Here is a 23151-nt window from a genome sequence, read left to right as displayed (position 1 = left end):
GTGTTGTTATTTTCAACAAATCCATCCTAACAGACCTTGAAAATGTAATCAATATATACAAAGGCTTTAGGGAGAGGGGCTATCAAACAATGAAGCTGCACAATTCCCGTGAAATTTCCCAGGAGGAATATATTCCCGTGTCTCTTTGCATCAGTTTTATTCTTGATATGCGTTGTCAAGATCAATATATTGTGTTAATATAATTTTTAGCATCCTACATATAGTTGAAAGGTGAACAATTCATATGAAAAACATAACAAGAGCACAGGGCTCCGAAAACGCTGTCATTGTAAGACAGACGATACTGGAAGCATTCCGGACAGAGGAATTTCCGATTGGAAACCTTCTTAAATCCATACAAAATGAGTTTCTGCAGAAAGAATATGACTTAAATATCCTGAACGAGAAGTTTCAGAGTTTTCTGAAGGAAAATATGGAGGATCATGAGAAACTCCTTCTGCTTGTAAAGGCGGCCGCCGAGCTCACTTCCCAGGAGGCTCCCAAATGGGAGAATATTGCCGCAAGGCTCAAGATCCTGGAGTTCGAATCTGTGGTTAAAAACAATTTAGAAGAATACCATATCCGGAATTTCTGTGATAAAATTATATTTTTGAGTCAGCAGAATTTATATGGAGATTATATCCTGAAACATTACTCTAAAGATGAGATCCGTTTGTTTTCATCCTGGATCCGGCCGGAGCGAAACAGCCTGTTTCACTATTCCGGCCTGGAACTTCTGCTCAGCCGGTATGTGATCCGGGACCGGCAGGGGAATCCTCTGGAGACTCCCCAGGAAATGTTCATGGGCATCGCCATGCATCTGGCGATGAAGGAAACAGAAGACAGAAATCAGTGGGTCAAACGTTTTTATGATATGTTAAGCCTCCTTCAAGTCACCATGGCCACTCCGACTCTTTCCAATGCCAGAAAACCTTACCATCAGCTCTCTTCCTGTTTCATTGACACGGTTCCGGACAGCCTGGACGGAATATACCGAAGCATTGACAGCTTTTCCAAAGTAAGCAAATTTGGAGGAGGCATGGGCCTTTACTTCGGAAAAGTGAGGGCCAGCGGAAGCTCGATCCGGGGATTTGAGGGAGCCGCGGGAGGTGTGATCCGCTGGATACGGCTTGCAAATGATACGGCTGTGGCCGTAGACCAGCTTGGAATGCGGCAGGGTGCCGTGGCCGTTTACCTGGACGTCTGGCACAAAGACCTTCCCGAATTTCTGAGTCTCCGGACAAACAACGGAGATGAACGAATGAAAGCCCACGACGTGTTCCCTGCAGTCTGCTATCCCGACTATTTCTGGGAACAGGCAAGAGATAATATTGAAGGCAGCTGGTACCTGATGTGCCCCCACGACATACTCACAGTCAAAGGTTATGCACTGGAAGACTGCTATGGAACGGAGTGGACAGAAAAATATCTGGACTGTGTCCGGGATGACAGAATCAGTAAGCGTGTGATCCCCATCAAAGATATCGTGAGGATGATTATCAAAAGTGCAGCAGAGACCGGAACGCCATTTACATTCAACCGGGATCATGTCAACCGTGCAAATCCCAACCCACACAAGGGTATCATCTACTGCAGCAACCTCTGTACCGAGATCGCCCAGAATATGAGCGCCTCCGTACAGACAGAACAGAGAATTGAAATTATCGGTGGTGAGGAAGTCGTTGTGAACGTCACAAAACCAGGAGACTTTGTAGTCTGCAATCTGGCAAGCCTCTCCCTCGGGAATCTCTGTGTCACCGATTACGAGCAGCTGTCCTATGTCACAGAAAGTGCAGTGAGGGCCCTGGACAATGTAATCGACCTGAACTTTTTTCCTGTGCCTTATGCCGAGATCAACAGCAGAAGATACCGCCCCGTAGGCCTCGGAGTCAGCGGTTATCACCACATGCTGGCAAAGCATAAAATACAATGGGAGAGCGAAGAACATTTAAAATTCGCAGAAAGAGTATTTTCCGATATCCATTATGCCGCACTGGAAGCCAGTTCAAAAATTTCCCAAGAAAAAGGATATTATCCGTATTTCCCGGGCAGTGACTGGCAGACCGGGGAATATTTCAGAAAGCGTGGTCTCACAAAAGGACGCTGGAAAGTACTTGAGGACCGGATCAAAAAACACGGGCTGCGCAACGGCTATCTGCTTGCCGCAGCACCTACAAGCAGCACCAGTATTATCGCCGGGACCACGGCAGGCCTGGATCCTGTCATGAACCGGTACTTTCTGGAAGAGAAGAAATATGGGCTGATCCCAAGAGTTGCCCCTGAACTGTCCATGGAGACGTTCTGGTATTATAAAAATGCCCACTATATTGACCAGACCTGGTCTGTGAGAGCATGCGGTGTCCGTCAGAGACACATCGACCAGGCACAGAGCATGAATCTGTATATCACCAATGAATACACGTTCCGAAAAGTCCTGGACCTCTATATCCTGGCATGGGAACAGGGAGTCAAAACAATTTATTACATGCGGTCCAAAAGCCTTGAAGTTGAAGATTGCGAAGTTTGTTCTTCTTAACTACAGAAAGAGAGAGAATCAATGACAGAACTTACAAAAAAACCTCTGTTTAATCCTTACGGTGACACGGATGTCCGAAAGCGCAGGATGATCAACGGAAATACAACAAACCTGAATGATTTTAACAATATGAAATACCCCTGGGTCAGCGGCTGGTACCGCCAGGCTATGAATAATTTCTGGATACCCGAAGAGATCAATCTGGGGACGGACATCAAAGATTATAAGCAGCTTTCCGAGCCTGAACGCCGGGCATATGATAAGATCCTTTCTTTTCTTATCTTCCTGGACAGCATTCAGACGGCAAACCTTCCAAATATCAGTGAATATATCACAGCCAATGAAGTCAATCTGTGCCTGTCGATCCAGGCATTCCAGGAGGCAGTCCACAGTCAGAGTTACAGCTATATGCTGGATACGATCTGTGAGCCCCAGGAAAGAAACGATATCCTGTATCAGTGGAAGAATGACCCTCATCTGCTGGAGAGAAATCAATTCATCGGAGACCTTTATAATGATTTTCAGACTAATAAAAATACAGAAACATTCGTAAAAACACTCGTTGCCAACTACATCTTAGAAGGCATTTACTTTTACAGCGGTTTTATGTTTTTTTATAATCTTGGAAGAAATCACCGTATGCCTGGTTCTGTACAGGAAATCCGGTATATCAACAGGGATGAAAATACACATTTGTGGCTGTTCAAAAATATTCTGCTGGAATTAAAGAAGGAAGAACCCTCCCTGTTCCATCCTGACTGTATCAATGACTACCGCCGGATGATTAAAAAGGGCTGTGAGCAGGAAATCCGCTGGGGTCATTATGTGATCGGCGATGAGATCCAGGGTCTCAAAAAAGAAATGGTGGAGGAATATATCCGTTATCTTGGAAATCTGAGGTGCCAAAATCTCGGTTTTGAACCCATCTATCCAGGCAGTGAAACTGAACCGGAATCCATGTCCTGGGTCAGCCAGTTCTCTAATGCCAACATGATTAAAACAGATTTTTTCGAGGCAAAAAGCACTGCGTATGCAAAAAGCAGTGCCTTAGTGGATGATCTGTAAAAATGCAGATCCGGCAGTTATTACAGCTGCCGGATCTTTGATTTACCGTTTATTCACTTTTCTTCTTTACCGGAACCCAAACTTCATATTTTGCATTTTCAGGGTCCGCATTCAAGTATACCTCAATGTCCGGCGCTTCCCCAAACTCATATCCTGAGTTCGGCAGCCATTCCGTCCCGATCCTCTTTTCCAGCTGCTGGATCGATTCCGGCATGGTACCTTCTCCTTCAAAGATTGCCCAGGTGGCAGCCGGAACCATATATTCATCCCAGCCTTCTTCTGTGGGATCATCGCTTGAAACTGCGATGAGATATTTCCACTGCTCTGACTTATCGTCACATGCACTGACTCCCAAAATGCCCTGAGGTTCTTTTCCAATCTTAGAAACCAGTTTCTGGACAGATCCGTCTGCGGCAGCTTTTGTCCACAGTCCGGGCACCATCTGAAAGTTTTTTTCCACATCTTTGTGCATCGGCGCAGACGGCCCTATAATACGGAAGCTCTCTTTTGTCTCAATTCTGTAATTCATCTCTGCATCTCCTTTTATTGTGATCTGAAAACTGATGGGAGGATAGGATTTCAATATGATACCGTTTTTTCTCGCCGCCGAAGGCGCTGTGTGATGAACACTTTGAAATGCCCGGTTAAATGCGGTCGGTGAATCATAGCCATATTTAAGTGCTATATCCACGATCTTTTCCTTTCCGGTGCTCAGCTCAGCCGCTTCATCCATTCCATCTCTAAACTCCCTCCTACAACAAAAGAATACAGCCATATGAAAAAATATTCCTCTTAATCTGTGCACGAAAAAGAGAACTGCCTCACAGACTATTTTCCTGCAATTCCGTCTGCTATCAATTTTGCTACCTTTTTCATATCTTTTCCCAATTCACAGTCACCCTTATTATCGCAGAAAAAACTTTCCACAAGAATAGCCGCCGGTTTTGTTCCATTCAGAAAATACAGATGATCCTCTTTTTTCGCTCCCCTGTCCCTGAATACACCGGCCAGCTTTTTCTGAACTCTCTGTGCATACGCTTTTCCTGTCTCCGTCTTGTAGTACACTTCCGCGCCATGTCCTGTTCCGTCGCTGGCATTTAAATGCAGTTCCAAAGCCAGATCATAGCCGCCCTGATTGATGAGAGGTAGTTTATATGATTTTTCCTCTTCCTTAGATGCAAATTTCTTTTCGGGACATACAATAACATCTGCTTTCCACCCGTTCTTCTCCAGGTACACCTTTAAAAGAGGGGCAAGCGCCTTGTTATACTGGTATTCATTCACAACACCGCTGGCTGAAGTGCACATACCGTTTTTCAAAATACTGTGGCCCACTGAAATTACTGCTTTTTTCATACATTTGCCTCCTTTTTTTATTTCGGATCAATGAAAAAGGCAAAACCATAAAGAAGGTCCTGCCTTAATCTTACAACCTACACCTGTCTTTTGTGATAGGTCTATTATAAAAATTTTCTGCTGCTCAAGCAATAGTTCTGCAGTCAATCACTTACCCGGGTGAGTGAATCACTGATTCTATGTAACCTATTTTTCATACCTGTTGATCTGGTTTGCACTAATGACCACATCGCCCTTGCCGACCTTTATTCCCTTGGCTTCCAGGAGCTCAGATACCGTGCACACTTCAAATCCCTTTGCCTTCAGCTGAGGAAGAACCTTTTCCACTGCCGCCACCGAAGGTTTATGGATATCATGCATCAATACGATGTCTCCGTCCTTGGCCTGCTTTAAAATCGTGTTGACCGTGGCATTTGTATTCAGTGTCTTCCAATCCAGCGTATCGATGCTCCATAAAATCAGAGGAGCATCAACATTGGCTTTCACCGTGTCATTGATAGCACCGTAAGGAGGTCTAAGCTGTCCCACATCTGCTCCTGTCACCTTGGAGATGGCAGCGTTCATCTTCTGCATCTGCAGCCGGACTCCGGAAGTCCCGATCTTTGTGAGCTGAGGATGATTCCATGAATGTCCTGCCACTTCATTTCCTGAATCCATGACTTCCTTTACCAGTTCCGGATACAGGTTGGCATTCTGTCCCAGCATAAAAAATGTTGCTCTCGCATCATTTTTGTCTAAAGCCTTGACAATCCTGTCCGTATTCTCTCTGGCCGGACCGTCATCAAAAGAAAATGCGATCAGCTTCTTCGTTTTATCAATTTTTCTCGGAACATAGAGCGACTCCTTTAATTCGTCTCCTGTTCCTTTGTCCATGACACCTTCATTGGCCTTCGCGGTCATTTCTCCAATCCCGTCATTTACACTTGTGTATTTTGTCTTTCCGGAACGGACAAACCAGATACTCCCGGCTATGACTACAGCCAGTAAAAGAATCCATCCGGCAATACCGGCTTTGTTCCATTTCCTTCTTGTTCTCCTTCTTCTGCTCATTCTACTCACCTTTTTCCTTTATCATCTGAAAGTTTTTTACATCCACCAGTCCTTTATCTGTCAGGCGTAGTTCCGGTATCACCGGCAGCGCCATAAATGACAATGTTATAAAAGGATCACAGTCCTCTGATATGCCCATTTCCCTGGCTCTCCGTACCATGGCATCCAGCCGGTTCTGTATCTCTTTTGCAGGCCGCGTACTCATGAGTCCGGCAATCGGAAGCGGAAGTCTCAGAATATCTTCCCCGCCCTGCACCAGAGCATAGCCTCCCTGCATCTCTTGTATGATCTCCACAGCTTTCATAATGTCTCTGTCATTATCTCCCGCTGCGATAATATTGTGTGAGTCATGGGCAACAGATGTAGCAACTGCTCCATTTGTGATCCCATACCCTTTCAGCGGAGCGGCCTTAATATTCCCTGTACCTCTGTGCCGCTCAAACACACACAGCTTTGAGTATGTGGAATCGGGACAAAAAAGACCATTTTTAGCAGGCACCTCTTCTTTTAGGTACCTTGTCGTGATCTGTCCGGGCACCAGCCCGATCACCGGCACTTTTCCTTCTGTGTGCAGTTTCAGCTGTTCCTCAGTAAACGGTTTCAGATTCACTGTGTGCAGCATTCCCCTGTAATTCGTTTCATGTTCCGCCCTGTGTTCCAACCACCATCCGGAAGGAAGACCCTTTTTATAGACTTCAAGAACATTCATATTCTCCAGAGAATCTAAGACTGCGATGTCTGCATCAAATCCCTTTTCCAGGCATCCGACGCTGGCAAGGCCATATGTCCGCGCCGTATTCCAGGTGCCCATGGCCACTGCTTCCTCCGGTTTCAGTCCCAGCCGGATGCTTTTCTTTATATTATAACTGATATGACCTTCGTGCTCGATTGTATCCAGATGTTTATCATCTGTACAGAAAAGAAATCCTTCCGTGTCAAGGCCCTTCTTCACGATTCCTGAAACGATCGCCTCCACATTTCTTGCCGCACTTCCTTCCCGGATGAGAATCTTCATGCCGGCTCTCCGCTTTTCTTCTGCCTCTTCAAAGGAGGTACACTCATGGTCCGTCATGACCCCAGCCTGTATATATTGATACAAATCGGTTCCTGAGAGTCCGGGAGCATGTCCATCGATCACTTTTCCCCTGCAGAGAGCGATCTTATCCATAATCTCCTTTCTTCCTGCAAGAACATCCGGATAACACATGACCTCTCCCAGGCCGAGCACTCTCGGATGTTCAATCCACGCCTCTATATCTTTAGACGTGAAATCCGCCCCATTAGTTTCAAATGGTGTAGAAGGAATGGAGGACGGGAGCATCACATAGACGGAAACCGGCAGATCCTCTGATGCATCCAGAAGATATTTCATAGCTTCATTTCCCCTGACATTGACCATCTCATGAGGATCGGCGATTACCGTCGTAGTCCCATGGGGCAGCACTGCATCTGCAAATGAAGCCGGCGATGCCATGCTGGACTCAATATGGACATGGGCGTCTATGAATCCCGGACAGAGCACCTTTCCGCTGCAGTCCACTACTCTTTCTCCGTCAAGACTGCCGATCTCTGCGATCACTCCCCCTGACACAGCCAGGTCTGCCCTGTAACTTGTCTTTGTCTTTACATCTACAATGGTTCCGTTTTTAAACACAAGGTCGTATGACATCATCCTATCCTCTTATTTGGCCTGTTCTCTCAGCATCTCTGCCTTATCCAGGCGTTCCCACGGCAGATCCAGGTCATTTCTTCCGAAATGTCCGTAGTTGGACGTCTGACGGTAGATCGGCCTTCTCAGATCCAGCATCTTGATGATGCCTGCCGGTCTCAGATCAAAGTTTTTCCTGATCAGTTCCACGAGATCTTCGCTGGATATTTTTCCGGTGCCGAACGTATCCACATTGATGGAAGTCGGATGTGCAACACCGATCGCATAAGACAGCTGGATCTCACATTTGTCAGCCAGTCCGGAAGCTACGATATTCTTTGCCACATAGCGCGCAGCGTAAGCAGCCGAACGGTCTACCTTGGTACAGTCCTTGCCTGAAAAAGCTCCGCCGCCGTGCCGTGCATATCCGCCGTAGGTATCTACGATGATTTTTCTTCCCGTGAGTCCCGCGTCACCCTGCGGCCCCCCGATGACAAAACGTCCTGTCGGATTGATGAAAAATTTTGTTTGATCATCCACCATTTCTTTCGGAAGAACCTTATCAAAGATCTCTCTTTTCACATCTTCGTGAATCTGCTCCTGATCCACTTCCGGATCATGCTGTGCAGATAAGACTACAGCTTCCAGACGGAAAGGATTTCCGTTTTCATCATATTCCACACTGACCTGTGTCTTTCCGTCCGGCCTTAGATAAGGAAGAACCCCGTCTTTACGTACCTGCGTAAGTCTCTTGGACAGCTTATGAGCAAGAGAGATCGGATAGGGCATATATTCCTCCGTCTCATTTGTAGCAAATCCAAACATCATGCCCTGGTCACCTGCTCCGATGGCATCCAGTTCCTCATCGGACATATCGGATTCCTTTGCCTCCAGGGCCTTGTCCACACCAAGGGCAATATCTTTGGACTGTTCATCGATGGCCGTGATGACACCGCAGGTACTCGCGTCAAATCCATATTTGGCTCTCGTATATCCGATATCCGTCAAAGTCTGTCTTACTATTTTCTGGATATCCACATAGGCATTGGTTGTGATCTCGCCCATGACCATAACGAGTCCCGTTGTGGTACAAGTCTCACATGCTACCCTGCTCATCGGGTCTTGTTTTAACAGTTCATCTAAAATAGCATCTGAAATCTGGTCACAGACTTTGTCCGGATGTCCTTCAGTCACGGATTCTGATGTAAATAATATTTTTTCCATTATGTGCTCCTTTCGCTCTGCTGAACAGCAACTATATATATCGAAAAAGGCCCGAACTGATCGGACCTGCTTCAATCTAAAATCATAAATTCGGCATGATATTTACATTCCTGCTGCGGATGACTTCCACTTCCTTCACCTGCCCTGCGGCAACTTTAGATACGCGGATTGCCCCGCCCGGAAAATAATAACAATGCCCGCACTTTACTTCTTCCTTTTCCAGATCGATGCCCTTGAGTACTGCTTCCCCTATGGACTCTCCTTTGTATTCCTCCGGAATGTTCACATGGACCAGCTCATTTACTTTGGCAATCTTCTGGTTTGGCAGAAATACTGTCTTGTCAATGTCCTCAAAACGGTCCAGAAAATACTTTCTTATAATAAAGAGGACCGCGATTGAAAAAATACAGAGCAGATTTTCCACCGGACTGGTATGCTGCGCAATCATCTGTCTTGCAATCGCAAACATCAGCACTTCTACCAGTGTTGACGCAGTATGCTTGCAAAGCATCTTGATGAATTCCACGCAGATCACAAGATTAAATGCATTGAGTACAAACTGATAGACAGCATTGGAATCCGGATTGGATGATAAAATAGTGATCAGATCTTTGATCATCCAGATCCCGCCGCCGATAACCGCTATGGCAATCAGCGCAGATAAATAAAATTCTATCCACTTGGATATTTTAAAAACTTCATTCTTCAGGTATTGTCGCATCGGCAATTCCCCCTTTATCTATACAATACGAAGTTTAAATCTGGCGATTTCTTTCTCGCTGTTTACCAGCTGGATATCTCCGCCAAGATTTTGAATTTTCTTTTCAAAACCTTCATAGCCCCGGTAGATATATCCGATATCGCTGACCGTAGTATAACCGTCGGCCGCAAGGCCTGCAATGACCAGCGCTGCCCCTGCACGCAGATCGGGTGCTGAGACATCTGCCCCGGTAAACAATTTGACTCCGGTAATGATGGCCGTTCTGCCGTCCACCTGGATACGGGCACCCATCTTTGTCAGTTCATCTACATACCGGAAACGGTTTTCAAAAATGCTCTCTGAAACGATGCTAGTTCCGTTGGACAGAGCCAGTGACACTGCCATCTGAGGCTGCATATCCGTCGGAAACCCTGGATACGGGAGAGTTTTGATCTGGGTGGAATCGAGCCTTTTTGTCGCTACAACTCTGACCGCATCGTCAAACTCATCTACCTGCGCACCGATCTCCTCCAGCTTCGCGCTGATGGCTTCCAGATGCTTTGGAATAACATTTTTGATCGTAATATCACCCTTTGTAGCCACGGCCGCAGTCATGAATGTCCCCGCCTCAATCTGGTCCGGGATAATGGAGTATTCACAATTTCCAAGCTTTTCTACGCCTTTGATCTTGATCACATCAGTGCCGGCTCCGCGTATGCTGGCTCCCATGCTGTTCAAAAAATTGGCTACATCAACTACATGCGGTTCTTTTGCCACATTTTCAATGGTTGTATTTCCCTTTGCCAAAGCCGCTGCCATCATGACGTTAATAGTCGCACCGACAGATACCACATCCATATAAATGTGACAGCCGATCAACTCATCGGCAGTCGCTGTGATCATGCCGTTTTCAATCTCAATCGTGGCTCCCAGCGCCTTAAATCCTTTAATATGCTGGTCAATCGGACGGCTTCCGATCTCACATCCGCCCGGCAGGGCTACTCTGGCCCTTTTATACTTCCCGAGAAGAGCCCCGATCAGATAATAAGAAGCCCTGATCTTCCGGATATACTCGTTATCCACATCGCAGTCCACATTCATTCCGCTTCCGCTGATAACTACTTCATGTTTCCCTAATCTATTAACTGTGGCTCCAATGCCTTCCATGGCCTGGAGCAGAACATTTGTATCCCTGACATCGGGCATATTCTCAATAGTACACGTCCCGTCTGTCATAACTGCTGCTGCTAAAATGGGCAGTGCAGCATTCTTCGCACCTCCAATGACAACTTCCCCTACCAGTGGGTTTCCGCCTTTAATGATATATTGTTCCATCATACACCTCTATATAAAACTCTATTCAATCAATCGAATCATTCATTCTCTATCAATACTCTATCCATTCTTCTGAAAAATAAGCGTATCTTTTTCATACATAACCCTTGGACAGGCAATCAAAGCCTTCATAAGTCCAAAAGTTCCATGCCGCTTACTCGCATATTTATCAGTATATCACACTACATTAAGTTTTCCAACACTTTTTCTAAGGCTTCCCCGATCTTTAAATCATCGGCATCTACCGTGATGTCTGCATATTTTTCATAGAGAGGTATTCTTTCATGGTATAAGTCACTGAGTGTCTGCCCGTTATCCAGCACCACACCCCTTGCCGCAAGGTCCCCGAGGCGTTGGGCAACCGTCTCATAATCGAGCTTCAGATAGATGACTGTACCAATATTTTTAAAATGTTCCATCGCTTTGGGGCTGTAAATGGCGCTTCCCCCCGGTGCAATCACAGAGTTTTCTGCTTCGACAGATGCGTTGACCTCCTCCTCGATCTTTTTAAATGCTTCGTTTCCTTCCTGGCTGATAATATCTCTTAAAAGCTTTCCGGTCTTCTGCTGGATCACCAGATCCGTATCGATAAACTCGGCTCCCAATGCCTTGGCGAGCAGAACTCCGATGGTGCTCTTGCCGGCCCCGGGCATCCCGATTAAAATATAGTTATTTCCTTTTTGGCTTGTCATTTCTTTTCTTCCTTTTTTTCTTCTTTACGGAGTATCCAAAACTTCCGATCTGTCTGCCCGTCTCAAAATATCCTCCATGTGAATAGATCAGAGGATTGGTCTTTTCGAGGGCAAACCGTCCGTTTTCTTCCATATAAGTATCATCTGCGAGAATGTTTACAACTCTGGCCGTAAACATATGGTGGGAGCCCAAAGGATTGATCTTTTCTACCCGGCATTCGATGTTCACGGGGCTCTCCTTGATATACGGCGCATATGAGAGTGTACCGTGTTCCCTCGTGAGTCCCGTCTCTTTAAACTTATCCAGGTCCCTTCCGGAGCGCACGCCGCAGAAGTCTGTCGCTTTGGCAAGTTCTGCCGTGGTAAGGTTGATGACAAACTCACCGCTCTTTTCAATCATATGGTAGGAATGTCTCTGGGGTCTCAGTGAAATATAGGTCATCGGCGGATTTGTACAGATCGTACCCGTCCATGCCACAGTAATGATATTGTCAGGCTCGCCCTCTGCGCCGCAGCTTACCATCACTGCCGGCAGGGGATATATCATATTGCCCGGTTTCCAGGATATCTTTGACATGCCCTTACATTTCCTTCCGTATGGCTTCCCTGAGCTGTTCCATCTCTCCGTCTTCATAGCTCAGTTCTTTCCATCCTATATTCACGGTATCATCCTCGAATCTCGGGATGATATGCATATGAAAATGGAAGACAGTCTGACCAGCCACAGTTCCATTGTTTTGTAAAATGTTCATTCCGTCGCAGCCAAGAACCGACTTTAAAGCCCTCGCAGTCATAGCTGCAAGTTCAAACAGTTCTCCGGCTGTGGCCGTATCTATATCGTAAATATTATCATAGTGTTCTTTCGGCAATATGAGTACATGCCCCTTGTTGGCCGGAGCGATATCCATGATCACCTTAAATTTTGAATTTTCATAAATGGTTGTTGACGGAATCTCTCCGCTGATTATCCTGCAAAATATACAATCCTGTTTTTTCATGATCTTCATCTCCTTTGGTAAGTATTGTATCTTATTTATAGGCCTTTTTCAAGAATCCAAAAATGAAGTGTGAAATTATTACTATAATATTCGCTTAACTAAAAAAGGTGAGTCTCTGCGACTCACCTTTTAGATTATTTAATTGTTATTGATCGGAGGCTTCTCTTCGATCCGCCCTATTTCATACATGCCATACACAACTTCTGTATTCCCTTCAATCTCTCAATCAATCCGAACTCTGAGTCTCTGCGACTCAAACATCAAACTTCTTGATCTTTCATTTCTTTTATTTCCGTTCTCTTCTATATACGTCTGATTCTTCGTATGACGTTCTACCTGTCCTGTCTCTCCGACCTGTGTATAAAATCTATACTGGACATATTTATTCTATATTCTGAAGGCTCACTGTATGAAATTTATTACTCTCTGTATATAGAATGTCTTCTATGTCTTTCGACATAATATCCAAACAATATCGCCTCCCATCGATTCTTTCTAGGTATCCGTTCCCTTGTTCCTCTTTATGTTATTATTATAAAAAATGGGTTTTATATTGTCAAGCAATTTCAATATGTATACAGTGTTTTTTTGTTTTCTCATTATTTTTTTCAAAAGATTCTGATAATTTAACCTCTTTTTTTAATTTATCCACAGTTTCTTCACGGTTTGGTCACAATTATCCAGTAGAATAAGAAATGTAAAGTAGTTAAACATTTTTAAATACTTTCAAATCCTACCCCTCTTGAGGATGAAAATCCTCTCCTTATTGTTTTAAAGTTACTTACAGAAAAAGAGCAGCCTGCCCGGCTGCTCTTTTTCATTTCATAATTCAGTTCTTCCCTCCAGTGCCCGAAGAAGGGTAACCTCATCAATATATTCCAAATCTCCGCCCACCGGAACTCCGCTGGCAATTTTGCTGACTTTGATGCCTGTCGGCTTCACAAGCTTGCTTATATACATTGCCGTGGTCTCTCCTTCCAGGCTTGAGTTGGTAGCAATGATCAGCTCTTTCACATCCCCCTGAAGTCTGGCCATCAATTCTTTCAGCCGGATATCTGAAGGTCCGATTCCAAGCATCGGAGATATTGCTCCGTGCAGGACATGGTAAATGCCCTCGTATTTTCCTGTTTTCTCATAGGCCATCAGATCCCTGGTACTCTCCACCACCATAATAGTACTGTGATCACGCTTGCTGCTGGAACAGATCGGACAGATGTCCTGATCCGTCAGGGTACAGCACTCTCTGCAGTAGTGGACATTTTCCTTTGCATCCAGGATGCTCTCAGACAAATGCTTCACCTGGTCAAGCGGCATATTTATAATGTGGAAAGCAAGCCTCCCGGCCGACTTGGGGCCGATTCCGGGAAGCTTCCCCAATTCTTCAATCAACTTCGTGATCTGGCTGCTGTAATAATCCATATCCGCTATCCATCCTTAGAAAGGAAATCCGCCTCCCATGCCTCCTCCGAGACCTCCGGTGATTTTCCCCATTTTGCTCTGTGAATCTTCTTCCATCTTGCGAAGCGCTTCATTGGCGGCTGCCACGATCAGGTCCTCCAGCATCTCAATATCATCCGGATCAACCACTTCCTCATCCAGACTTACGGATACCACTTCCTTTTTGCCTGAAACAACAACCTTTACAACTCCGCCTCCGGCTGTGGCTTCATATTCAGTCTCTTCTAATTGTTTTGTGGTTTCTTCCATCTGCTTCTGCATCTTCTGCGCCTGTTTCATCAAGTTGTTCATATTTCCGCCCATACCCGGAAATCCGCCTCTTTTTGCCATTTTAAATACCTCCTGAAATAAAATTCTTTTTACTCTTCTATTGTCACATCCATGTGGATACAATCCAGATTAATGGTGTCTTCGTTTTTCTCAGACTCCAGTTCACCGATCTCTATCTTTACCTGGAACCCTGATCTCTTCGCCAGTTCTGCTTCCAGTGCCTCTATCTTTTCGGGATGTCTCTGAAAGTAATCCTTCCCCATGTTCATGCTGCCTTCCGGTTTGAACATAAGTCTCAGAACTTCTGTCGATTCATCCGCAGTCAGGATTCCCTTCGAAAGGAGATTCTTTATCATCGGCGGCTGTGCAAGCTTCACCTGCTTCCAGTGCTTAATGATCTCCTTGAGTTCCTGGGCTCTGGCTTTCGGAAGCCTCTCTTCCAGTATTTGCTCCGGCGTCTTTGCCGGCTCCTCAGGCTGCTGAACGGGTTCTTCTGAGGCAGTCTCAGGTGCCAGGGAGATTCCCCGGGATTTTATCTGTTCAAGCGAATCTTCCAGCATGCGCATTCGCTCGAGCACACTGGAGAGGTCGGTCTCCATCTGCGGCCGGCACATCTTGATTAATGCCACCTCGGCCAGCACTCTTTTTGATGTGGCAAACCGGATCTGGTTCAGCAGATCCGACAGTATGCGGATATACCGGATCACAGTCTCTTCTTCCACCTGTGCTGCTTTTTTCTGCATCAGGCTGAGCTGCTCCGCAGAAACTTCCAGAGCCTCCATGGACGCATCACCTTTGCCTGCCAGCAGAAGATTTCTCAAATACCAGATGAAATCTGTGATGAACTGGGAAAGTTCTCTTCCCTGCTCCACAACCTTTCCGACGATCCCGATGACTTCCGTCACGTCATTTACAAGAATGCTGTCCAGAAGTCTTTCATATACACTGATATCTACTGTCCCTAAAACTTCAAGCACATTTTCATAGGTCAGTTTTTTCCCAAGATAAAATGCAATACATTGGTCCAAAAGACTCAGCGCATCACGCATGGAACCGTCCGCCATCCTGGCCACATATCTCAGCGCTTTTTCTTCCGCCTCCACGTGTTCTTCCAACATCAGTTCCATGAGCCGGTCAGCAATAATATCTGCTGTGATCCGGTGAAAATCATATCTCTGGCATCGGGAAAGGATCGTTATGGGTATCTTGTGTACCTCTGTAGTAGCCAGAATAAAGATCACATATTCCGGCGGCTCTTCCAAAGTCTTTAACAGGGCATTAAATGCCCCCATGGAAAGCATATGCACCTCGTCGATAATAAACACTTTATATTTTCCTGAAGCCGGAGAATACTGCACCTGTTCTTTGATATCGCGGATATTGTCAACACCGTTGTTTGACGCCGCGTCAATCTCCATCACATTCATAGAACTGCCTTCCTGGATTTCCCTGCAGCTTTCGCAGACCCCGCACGGATTTCCGTCCTCCGGGTGCTCACAGTTTACTGCTTTTGCAAGCAGCTTTGCAACCGACGTCTTTCCGGTCCCCCTGGTTCCGCAGAACAGATAGGCATGGCCGATACGCCCGGCTTCCAGCTGGTTCTTCAGCGTCGTGACGATATGATCCTGCCCCTTGACCTCATCAAAGGCCGACGGCCGGAACTTTCGGTATAAAGCCATATATGACATATTCTTTCCTCCTGCATCATTTCCTTATTGTATCATAACCTCTGAAAATGGAAAAGGAAAAAAATCGTCGAACTTTTGCCCCTGTTTACCGTTGCCTTTTACACGATCTCCCATATAAACTTATAGTTGCCGATGTATAAAATTTGTAATAGAAAGAAGCGTGAATATGAAGAATCAAAATGAATTGACAACATTTTCTCATGAATTAAAAAACTCTCTGACTTTAATTTACAGCCAGCTTCAGTACATAGAGCAGACACACCCGGAGCTCTTAAAGGACATTTACTGGTCCGGAATGAAAGCTGATTTTTCCTCTGTCTTTGACATGGTCCGCCAAATGCTCTCCCCTGTATCCGATGCCTCAGCCGCACTGGAGCCCGTGGACTTAAAAGCCCTCCTGGAAGAGATCAGGTGTTCATGGAATTCCAGGCTAAACGAGTGTAAAATCCGCTTTTCTGTCCAGACAGAGGATTTCTCCCCCTATTATGTCAAGGGCGCCAAGACTAAATTCCTTCAAATCTTCAACAACTTAATCTCTAATGGTGTCAACGCAATCAGCAGAAAAAAAGAGGCCTCAAGAGAGCCTCTGATTTCTGTCCATTTAAGCCGGGAAGGCGATTATATTGTCTGCAGTCTTTCTGACACCGGAATCGGCATGACAAAAGAACAGCAGTCCCGCGCCTTTTACCGCGGCGTCTCTTTTGTGCCCAAAGGAAACGGCATTGGCCTATCCGTAGTCAGTGAGATTGCCAGGGAATTGGACATCTCTATCCATATGGATTCGGCCTTAAATCAGGGCACCACCTTCACCCTTATTTTCCCCTGTCTCGCCGATACAGCAAGATAGCCAAAAGGAATCCCCCGATGCAGCCCCCAATATGGGCTGCATTGTCAACTCCCATGGTAGAGAAGCCGTGATACAGGCTTCCCGCGATCATAAGTGCGACTCCTCCTCCGTAAAATTCTTTTTGATAACCCCGGTTTTTGATCAAGATCCAAAGCATCGCACCAATGAGTCCGAAAATAGCTCCCGATGCCCCGACAGATGCCACCATTTCTCCTATATTCATATAGTATACAGCGGAGGCGATGCTTCCGCATAACCCGGCTCCCATGTATAAAACCACATATCTGGCCCTGCCGAAGCTCCGTTCCAGTCTGCTTCCAATCAAAACAAAGACGATCATATTGTTAAACAGATGATCAAATCCATTGTGCAGAAAGTTGCTGGTAACCAAACGGTAAAGCTCCCCCTGTTTGAATGCATGCATCCATGTAAGCGCTCCCCAATTAAGGATCTCTGTGCTGGCCGCCGACCACAGATACATGAAAATATTGATCATCAATATAACAGCCGTAGCCCGGTAATCTTTCAGTTTTCTGAAACGGAACTCCTCTGACGGAGCCGATAACCGGCCCTTGCTGTCTGAAGCTGAAAGTATCATGCAGACAGGATCATATAATTCTTCAAAAGACCTGTCAGGGTCCGTCCATATGGATCCGCCCTGTTCTGAAAGAATCAATACAAGAATCGATGCCTTCGGCCCAATATACTGCTTCAGTTCCTCATTCAATGAGCCCGTTTCCTCTGCAGTATAAAGGCTTCCGTCCGGTTTATGCTCGTAAGCAATAAACACTCCTTTTTTTCTACTAAGCTCTTCTTTTACATAACATGGGCCCAAAGGAGTCATTTCTTTTTGATATCCTCTGATATTTAGCAAGTTTAATATTCTCTGATACATGACATTTCCTCCAATAGAAGCCTTTTCAACTTTATTGGAATTATATCATAAATTCAAATTGTTCTGTACCTGCTTTTATCACATCTCCGCTCTTTAGTTCCGTTTCCTTCCACACTCTTTCACCATTCAAAAATGTTCCGTTTCTCGATCCCAGATCCCTGAGTATGTATCCCCCATTCTCTGTCAATATCTGAAAGTGCCTCCGGCTTACTCCGGGCTGGGGCAGATAGAGATCAACTGCTTCTTCCTGCCTCCCTGCAGTGAACTCAGCGCTGTTTAATTCTATTTCCGTATGTTCCTCTCCCGAAGGCTTTAAAACAGGTCCTTTATCCCGGACTAAAAGCACGGTTTCATCACACATCATCACGGTCTCATCCGCAGGCTGTTTCTCATCTTCTTTCGGCTTCACTCTGATTTTTCTGCTGTTTTTTACTTCTGCCCACAGGCATCCTGTGTTTAGCATAATCAGAAACCCTGCGATCACAATCCCTCTGAGATTCGAATAGGTCATTCCCTCATTCCATGCTCTGACCGCAAAATATGCGGCAGAGAAAAGAAGCGGAATATACAGCATGGCAGAACAGACCTGCATCCTGCCTCTTTTATCTTTCTTGCTCTCAAAAGGTTCATCTTTTATGAATTCTTCTGTTCCCGGAAACTCCTTTGCCCGCTCAATCAATACCGGTTCAGGATTCATAAATTGTTTCAGCCCTTCCAGGGAGACTGGGGATTTTCTCAGCCTGTTATGCAGTTCGTAAAAAAAAGTGACCTGGCTCCGGCTTCCATAATCCAGCTGATCAATACAGGACTGTACAAACTCCATGAGCTGCTCTGTGATGTCTGATCCGTTTCCCGGCACATAGCAGAGAGCCGGCTTCCCGCCGAAAACATACACATGCCTCGGTGTCAGAATAAATTGATCCGGATTCAGCAGGTGATCCTCCGCTTCTTCTATCGTCGTGATCAGATCCATAAAAAATTTTCCCGCATCCAGCTTTCCAATCTGGTCAATATATAAATCAGATGAAACAAGATGAAAATAATATGCCTCTTCATTTTCCGTCCTCCGAAGTTCACAGGGAAGGATCCCCGCGATCATATTTGACAGAAGGACCTGCTCTTCATAAACTTCCCCGCCTGTTTTAGGCACAACATAGTAATGATCAAACCCTTCCCGGACCCACTGTTCATTCAATCAAGCTCCACCTCCTGATCTTTTCTGTCTCTTTTGGAAGCATAAATTCCTGCTGTTCCGTAATCTTAAACAGTCGCAGCCCAAAGAATTCCACACTTCCCGCCACCGGCACTCCAATTTCAGCCTGTACTTTGATCTTTCTCTTTTCCTTTGTCTCAGATACGCTGAATGAACTGATCCGCCCCATCATGATCTTTCTTTCCAGATCCCGCCTCAAATCTGTTCCATATTTTTGCTTCTCCGAATACAATCCTGCTTCTTTTACAGTACCAGATACAATACCCAGATCCATAATATAAAAGAAAAACGAAAACAGAAGTACAAGTAAAAAACAGATAACAGGTACGATAAGGCTCGCCTCTAATGTCATATATCCATCTATTTCCCGCATCTTTCGCATGGCTTCATCCCCTCTGCCTCACTTTTCTTTTTCTTACTGACTGTTCTTTTTAAGCCGCTGCATCCTAAGTCCGTGTGATAAGCGTCTCCCTCTTTCGCAATAAATAAAATGGATATATCCCCTTTATGGTATTTTGTGCAGCGTTCACATTCCCGGTATCTGGTCTTTCCGTCTCTGTACTTCTGCACATCCGAATCAGAAACAATGGACAGTGAAAGATGCGTACAGTTTATGTCTTTGTGGTATACACTCTCATAGGGCGTTATATATACTTCCCCGCTGCCAGCTCCTCTCTGTCCCTCAGCATATCCGGTCATAGCTTTTTGTCTGATCTTCTGCTCATAGTCTCCTGTAAACGGCGGAAGAAAAGGAAGACGGTACACAATTCGGTAGCGCGCCCTGATCTCATAGATTTCGCGGTCTTCCTGAAACCGCGAGTCTGTAAACAAAATACCCTGTGCACCTCCCGCAAGTGAGGAGCTATTCAGCCTTTTTTGATCCACAGCAGTCAGAAACTTCTGTTTCAGCAGCACGGTCCTCATTGAAGAGATGTTCTTTTTGGCCAGCATATACTCATATACCGCTTCCTCCTTTGCAGCCTCTGTAACTCCGTGATATACCTGACCGTGAATCCACAGGTTTTCCCCGACCGAGGCCAGCGCCAGGAATAAAAATACAAAAACCGGGATCAGAAGGCTGGCTTCCAGCGTCATGCTCCCACCGGAGGAGGAGAGCAGAGATGTCCCTTTGGATCGTCTGTATTCAATTGATATTTTTAAATTGTTGGCTGTTGGCTTGGAGAAATGTTTTCTTTTACAATCCAAGAACATCTCTGCTCCCCTCCTCCCGTTTAGACATTAATATTGTGATATTTCTTTCATTGGCCATTGATACCGTCCCATGACCGGAAGATTGATTCCCCCGAATCTGAACGGATTCAGACTCATGTTTGTCTCTGCTTCAAAGGAAACGTAACAATCCTTCAGAGAGAACCCGGGGACTTTCCTCTTTATATTGTCCTCGATCACATCCATCATCCGCAGATATTTTTCCTGTTTTTCAGTCTGGAGGAATAATAATACCTGAAGATAATCTTTATAAGACAGTCCTTTCTTTACAGACTTTCTTCTGCCGGTAAGTGAGGAAAGACCCGCAAATTCCATCTGCCATGTGTCTTTGGATTTCCACAGAGGCACCTGTTTTCCTTCCGAAAGATTCCTCAGATCAAGAATTGATTCTCCATAGGCCAGCGCTGCCAGAAGCAGATGCTTTGCCAGCTTGACAACAGGTACGAGCCCGGTAATTCCGAGGATCGAGACCGCAAGTGCCTCTGCCTGCCCCTGTTTTACAGTATCTCCCTGAACATAGATCAAGTTTGGCAGGAATCTCATCAAGAGAATCTTAGAAAACACCGAACCAAGATTTTCTTTTTCCGACTCCTTTCCGGCAATCAGATATTCTGTTTCATACTGCAGGCCCTTCTTCTTTTCTTTTGATGTATAGTTCCTGAAATATTTTACCCCGTAGGCTGTCCCCATAAGTTCTGTTTTTATCCCCGGTGAAGATGCATACTGTCCCCGGCCTTTTAATGACTGACTTACTGATTCCGCCTGATAGAAATCAGGATTCTTTTCCTTCTTCGTGTCCCTGTGTCCGTAGACGATCGGTACATTTTGTTCGGATACTTCCGCCTCTTTTCCCAGTACAACAGTCACCGTGCCCTCCCGCAAAATCTTGACCAGCCCTTTCCTCGGATCTTTTGATCTCACCGGCGTTTTTGTTTCCGTCTTTTTTCCTGTCTCCTCCGCTTCTTCCTCCTCTTTGGCTTCTCTGTCTGCCTCATTGATGACTTCTCTTGCCCGGGAGGCATCGTCTTCTTTCGGCATCTTAAACACGTTATCCGTCAACAGCCTGATGCCGTCTTTCCCAAGGTCGTATTTCATGAATTCTGCGATCTGTTCTCTCAGGATCTCACCTCTTCTGTCTGCCAGCGAAACTTTATGAGAGGTTCTCACAGAGCCAGGATAAAAAGAAAACGGATCCCTGCTCTCTGTCAGATTGTATTTCAATGCCTCCGCAAGTTTCTCGTCCAGCTGTTTTCCATACCGCACATCCAATCCGAACAGATGATATTGCTGCTCCAGCTCTTTTTGATAATTTCCTCTGGCACCTGCGAGGGCCGCCATGTAAGCTCCCTGGGCCTTCCCTTTTCCCAGATAGAGATAAGCTCCTTCCAGACACATGCTAAGCAGCAGTAAAACTACGAGAAACATAAGACTTGCATATACAGTCACACTCCCCCTCGTATTTGTTTTCATTGAACCTGACCCGTCTTGGATGTGATCGTTTTGAAAATGTTCTGTACCACTTTCTTGATCTGAGTTTGAAAAATAATGACAAGCCCTATGAGAACGACGATGATCAAAATCACTTCTACCACACCCATTCCTCTTTCATCTTTCATAAACTCCTTCATAGCAAACTCTCCTTTCTACGAAAATGATAAAAATGCAGGCACCATCAGCAGGGTGAGAATAACGATCAGCATAAGGATCATCGGCATCAGCAGCTTAGTGCTGGCCTCCTCCCCTTTTCGCCGGGCCGTTTCCTTCCGCTCTGAAAACGCCGCTGTCTCTTCCTCCTCAAGTCTGCTTAAAAGATCCCTTGTTCCTCTGAGCAGACTCTGGGAAAGCAGGACCGACAGCTTTTTATAGCATGGCAGCTGAATGCTGCTTCCAAGTTCACTGAGAGCCTGCGTCTGGGACATCCCGAGAGCGATCTTTCTATCTGCCTCCTGAAACTGCCGGTAAACAAACTTGGGGTGATCCCCGTCATAAGAAGATCCGATGGAATGGACTGCTCCCTGAACCGTCATTCCGGCTCCCAGGAGCAAAACAAACCGGCTGATAATCATAGGATACTCCTCCATCGTCTCTTTCATTGAATTAGCCTTCTTCTGCTTCTGTCTTTCTTCCTCTGTGTACCACAGGAGCCCGAGACAGAGGATACCCATTGCAGCCAGTATCGGGAGACGGCTTTTCCCCTTGTCCGCCTCTGTAATCTCACTGCCGTTTATACTTGACGGAATACGAAATGTTTCTTTCCCTGCATTTTCTTTTTCAATTTGTTCTAATTCCTTTTTAATTCCGGCAATTTTTGATCCCTTTTTGCCGGCCTGTCCGGGAACCAGGCGGACCGGTGTCATGATTATTTCTCTGCGCTCTCCGTATGAGAGAGACGCTCTCACTTTTATGATCACAGGATTTTTTAAATCTCCGTTAAATACATTGCCTGCCTCATCGATCAGACTCAGATCCCCTGTATCCCAGCTGACTTTTATCTGACTTCCCGGAATCTGCCCTGGGAAATCAAGCGGGCTTTTCACTTCATTTAAAGACGGATTGTCACCTTTCATATGTTTTTCCAGATAGCTTTTTGCCTTCTGAAAGGCTTCCCTTTCTTCTTTTTTGGTATATGCCTTCGGATGAATGGTCAGATCATAGGACTCTTTTTCTTTGCCTGTATCAATATTTAGTTCCTGGTTCAGTTCTTCTCCGTCTTTATCCCTGTGGATGACAATATCTTTTCTTCCCAGCCATTCTGCCCCTGCCGCTAAAAAGATGACCCCAACAAATATAAAGGCTGCGAGAAATACCCTCCTCCACTGTTCGAAAAGTGAACGCCAAACCTCTTTCTCCTGTTCCTCCCTGCTGCCGCAGAAGTAGCTGCGGATGCACTCCCTCCTGTTCCTGACAGCTGTTTCCGGCAGATGACGGACCCATTTTTCTATCAAT

Annotated in this window: 23 protein-coding genes; 3 read left to right on the top strand and 20 right to left on the bottom strand. The window is 45.7% G+C overall.

The genetic code is table 11. From position 1 onward, the window contains the following. Nucleotides 1–244 precede the first annotated feature (244 nt). Together CI597_RS06620 and CI597_RS06615 are read left to right on the top strand one after the other, a co-directional pair. Entirely contained in the window at nt 245–2536 is a 2292-nt protein-coding gene (locus CI597_RS06620) for a ribonucleoside-diphosphate reductase subunit alpha (RefSeq protein ID WP_024729260.1), read from the top strand. A 21-nt stretch (nt 2537–2557) separates the two neighbouring features. Then, the gene (locus CI597_RS06615) at nt 2558–3601 is read left to right on the top strand and encodes a ribonucleotide-diphosphate reductase subunit beta (RefSeq protein ID WP_009290011.1); all 1044 of its coding nucleotides are present in this window, start codon (nt 2558–2560) and stop codon (nt 3599–3601) included. Nucleotides 3602–3650: 49 nt separating this feature from the next. On the opposite strand, the gene CI597_RS06610 is transcribed toward CI597_RS06615, so the two are convergent. The 13 genes from CI597_RS06610 to dnaX all read right to left on the bottom strand — a co-directional run bounded on the left by CI597_RS06610 (nt 3651) and on the right by dnaX (nt 16020). After that, on the bottom strand, nt 3651–4334 hold the full coding sequence (locus tag CI597_RS06610) for an AraC family transcriptional regulator (protein WP_024729259.1): 684 nt from the start codon (nt 4332–4334) through the stop codon (nt 3651–3653). A gap of 95 nt (nt 4335–4429) precedes the next feature. Next, on the bottom strand, nt 4430–4957 hold the full coding sequence (locus CI597_RS06605; protein WP_024729258.1) for an N-acetylmuramoyl-L-alanine amidase: 528 nt from the start codon (nt 4955–4957) through the stop codon (nt 4430–4432). A gap of 186 nt (nt 4958–5143) precedes the next feature. Continuing rightward, complete coding sequence (locus CI597_RS06600; protein ID WP_024729257.1) at nt 5144–6007, bottom strand: polysaccharide deacetylase family protein; 864 nt, start codon at nt 6005–6007, stop codon at nt 5144–5146. Between the two features lies 1 nt (nt 6008). Next, nucleotides 6009–7679 (bottom strand): adenine deaminase, encoded by a 1671-nt coding sequence (ade, locus tag CI597_RS06595; RefSeq protein ID WP_330607072.1) that lies wholly within the window; start codon nt 7677–7679, stop codon nt 6009–6011. A gap of 9 nt (nt 7680–7688) precedes the next feature. Continuing rightward, nucleotides 7689–8879, bottom strand: a complete 1191-nt coding sequence (gene metK / locus CI597_RS06590) for a methionine adenosyltransferase (RefSeq protein WP_024729255.1) — start codon at nt 8877–8879, stop codon at nt 7689–7691. Nucleotides 8880–8961: 82 nt separating this feature from the next. Next, entirely contained in the window at nt 8962–9600 is a 639-nt protein-coding gene (locus CI597_RS06585) for a phosphate-starvation-inducible PsiE family protein (protein ID WP_024729254.1), read from the bottom strand. Between the two features lie 18 nt (nt 9601–9618). Beyond that, nucleotides 9619–10914, bottom strand: coding sequence for a UDP-N-acetylglucosamine 1-carboxyvinyltransferase (locus CI597_RS06580; RefSeq protein ID WP_024729253.1), 1296 nt, complete (start codon nt 10912–10914; stop codon nt 9619–9621). Nucleotides 10915–11096: 182 nt separating this feature from the next. After that, nucleotides 11097–11606, bottom strand: coding sequence for a shikimate kinase (locus CI597_RS06575; protein WP_024729252.1), 510 nt, complete (start codon nt 11604–11606; stop codon nt 11097–11099). Beyond that, nucleotides 11584–12183 carry a flavin reductase family protein gene (locus CI597_RS06570; protein WP_024729251.1) on the bottom strand — a complete coding sequence of 200 codons (600 nt, stop codon included), beginning with the start codon at nt 12181–12183 and terminating at the stop codon, nt 11584–11586. Before CI597_RS06570 ends, CI597_RS06575 begins: the two co-directional genes overlap by 23 nt. A gap of 4 nt (nt 12184–12187) precedes the next feature. Further along, nucleotides 12188–12604 (bottom strand): HIT family protein, encoded by a 417-nt coding sequence (locus tag CI597_RS06565; RefSeq protein ID WP_024729250.1) that lies wholly within the window; start codon nt 12602–12604, stop codon nt 12188–12190. 822 nt (nt 12605–13426) lie between these two features. After that, the gene (gene recR / locus CI597_RS06560; RefSeq protein ID WP_024729249.1) at nt 13427–14023 is read right to left on the bottom strand and encodes a recombination mediator RecR; all 597 of its coding nucleotides are present in this window, start codon (nt 14021–14023) and stop codon (nt 13427–13429) included. Between the two features lie 15 nt (nt 14024–14038). Next, nucleotides 14039–14392, bottom strand: coding sequence for a YbaB/EbfC family nucleoid-associated protein (locus CI597_RS06555; RefSeq protein WP_024729248.1), 354 nt, complete (start codon nt 14390–14392; stop codon nt 14039–14041). A 29-nt stretch (nt 14393–14421) separates the two neighbouring features. Then, nucleotides 14422–16020 (bottom strand): DNA polymerase III subunit gamma/tau, encoded by a 1599-nt coding sequence (gene dnaX, locus CI597_RS06550; protein WP_024729247.1) that lies wholly within the window; start codon nt 16018–16020, stop codon nt 14422–14424. 166 nt (nt 16021–16186) lie between these two features. Between dnaX and CI597_RS06545 the strand changes: the two genes are divergently transcribed. Then, a complete protein-coding gene (locus CI597_RS06545) occupies nt 16187–16867 on the top strand; it encodes a sensor histidine kinase (RefSeq protein WP_024729246.1) in 681 nt (226 codons plus the stop codon). Here the strand turns inward: CI597_RS06545 and CI597_RS06540 are convergent. From CI597_RS06540 to CI597_RS06510, 7 genes are read right to left on the bottom strand one after another with little or no spacing between them, the layout of a single operon-like run. After that, on the bottom strand, nt 16833–17762 hold the full coding sequence (locus CI597_RS06540) for a rhomboid family intramembrane serine protease (protein ID WP_024729245.1): 930 nt from the start codon (nt 17760–17762) through the stop codon (nt 16833–16835). The two genes, CI597_RS06545 and CI597_RS06540, sit on opposite strands and share 35 nt — an antisense overlap. A gap of 40 nt (nt 17763–17802) precedes the next feature. After that, nucleotides 17803–18957, bottom strand: a complete 1155-nt coding sequence (locus CI597_RS06535; RefSeq protein ID WP_024729244.1) for a DUF6382 domain-containing protein — start codon at nt 18955–18957, stop codon at nt 17803–17805. Next, entirely contained in the window at nt 18950–19357 is a 408-nt protein-coding gene (locus CI597_RS06530; protein ID WP_024729243.1) for a hypothetical protein, read from the bottom strand. Before CI597_RS06530 ends, CI597_RS06535 begins: the two co-directional genes overlap by 8 nt. After that, nucleotides 19336–20187, bottom strand: coding sequence for a pilus assembly protein TadE (locus tag CI597_RS06525; protein WP_024729242.1), 852 nt, complete (start codon nt 20185–20187; stop codon nt 19336–19338). The genes CI597_RS06530 and CI597_RS06525 overlap by 22 nt, the downstream gene beginning before the upstream one ends. Nucleotides 20188–20214: 27 nt before the next feature. Continuing rightward, nucleotides 20215–21675 carry a DUF5702 domain-containing protein gene (locus CI597_RS06520; protein ID WP_024729241.1) on the bottom strand — a complete coding sequence of 487 codons (1461 nt, stop codon included), beginning with the start codon at nt 21673–21675 and terminating at the stop codon, nt 20215–20217. Next, entirely contained in the window at nt 21672–21833 is a 162-nt protein-coding gene (locus tag CI597_RS06515; protein ID WP_081723925.1) for a Flp1 family type IVb pilin, read from the bottom strand. Before CI597_RS06515 ends, CI597_RS06520 begins: the two co-directional genes overlap by 4 nt. Before the next feature lie 15 nt (nt 21834–21848). Beyond that, a complete protein-coding gene (locus CI597_RS06510; protein ID WP_024729240.1) occupies nt 21849–23150 on the bottom strand; it encodes a type II secretion system F family protein in 1302 nt (433 codons plus the stop codon). Nucleotide 23151 lies beyond the last annotated feature (1 nt).

It is taken from the genome of Anaerostipes hominis (ex Lee et al. 2021), from assembly GCF_002270485.1.
GTDB lineage: Bacteria > Bacillota > Clostridia > Lachnospirales > Lachnospiraceae > Anaerostipes > Anaerostipes hominis.
Note: the sequence above shows the minus strand (reverse complement) of the source record. Positions and strands in the feature narration are given on the sequence as shown.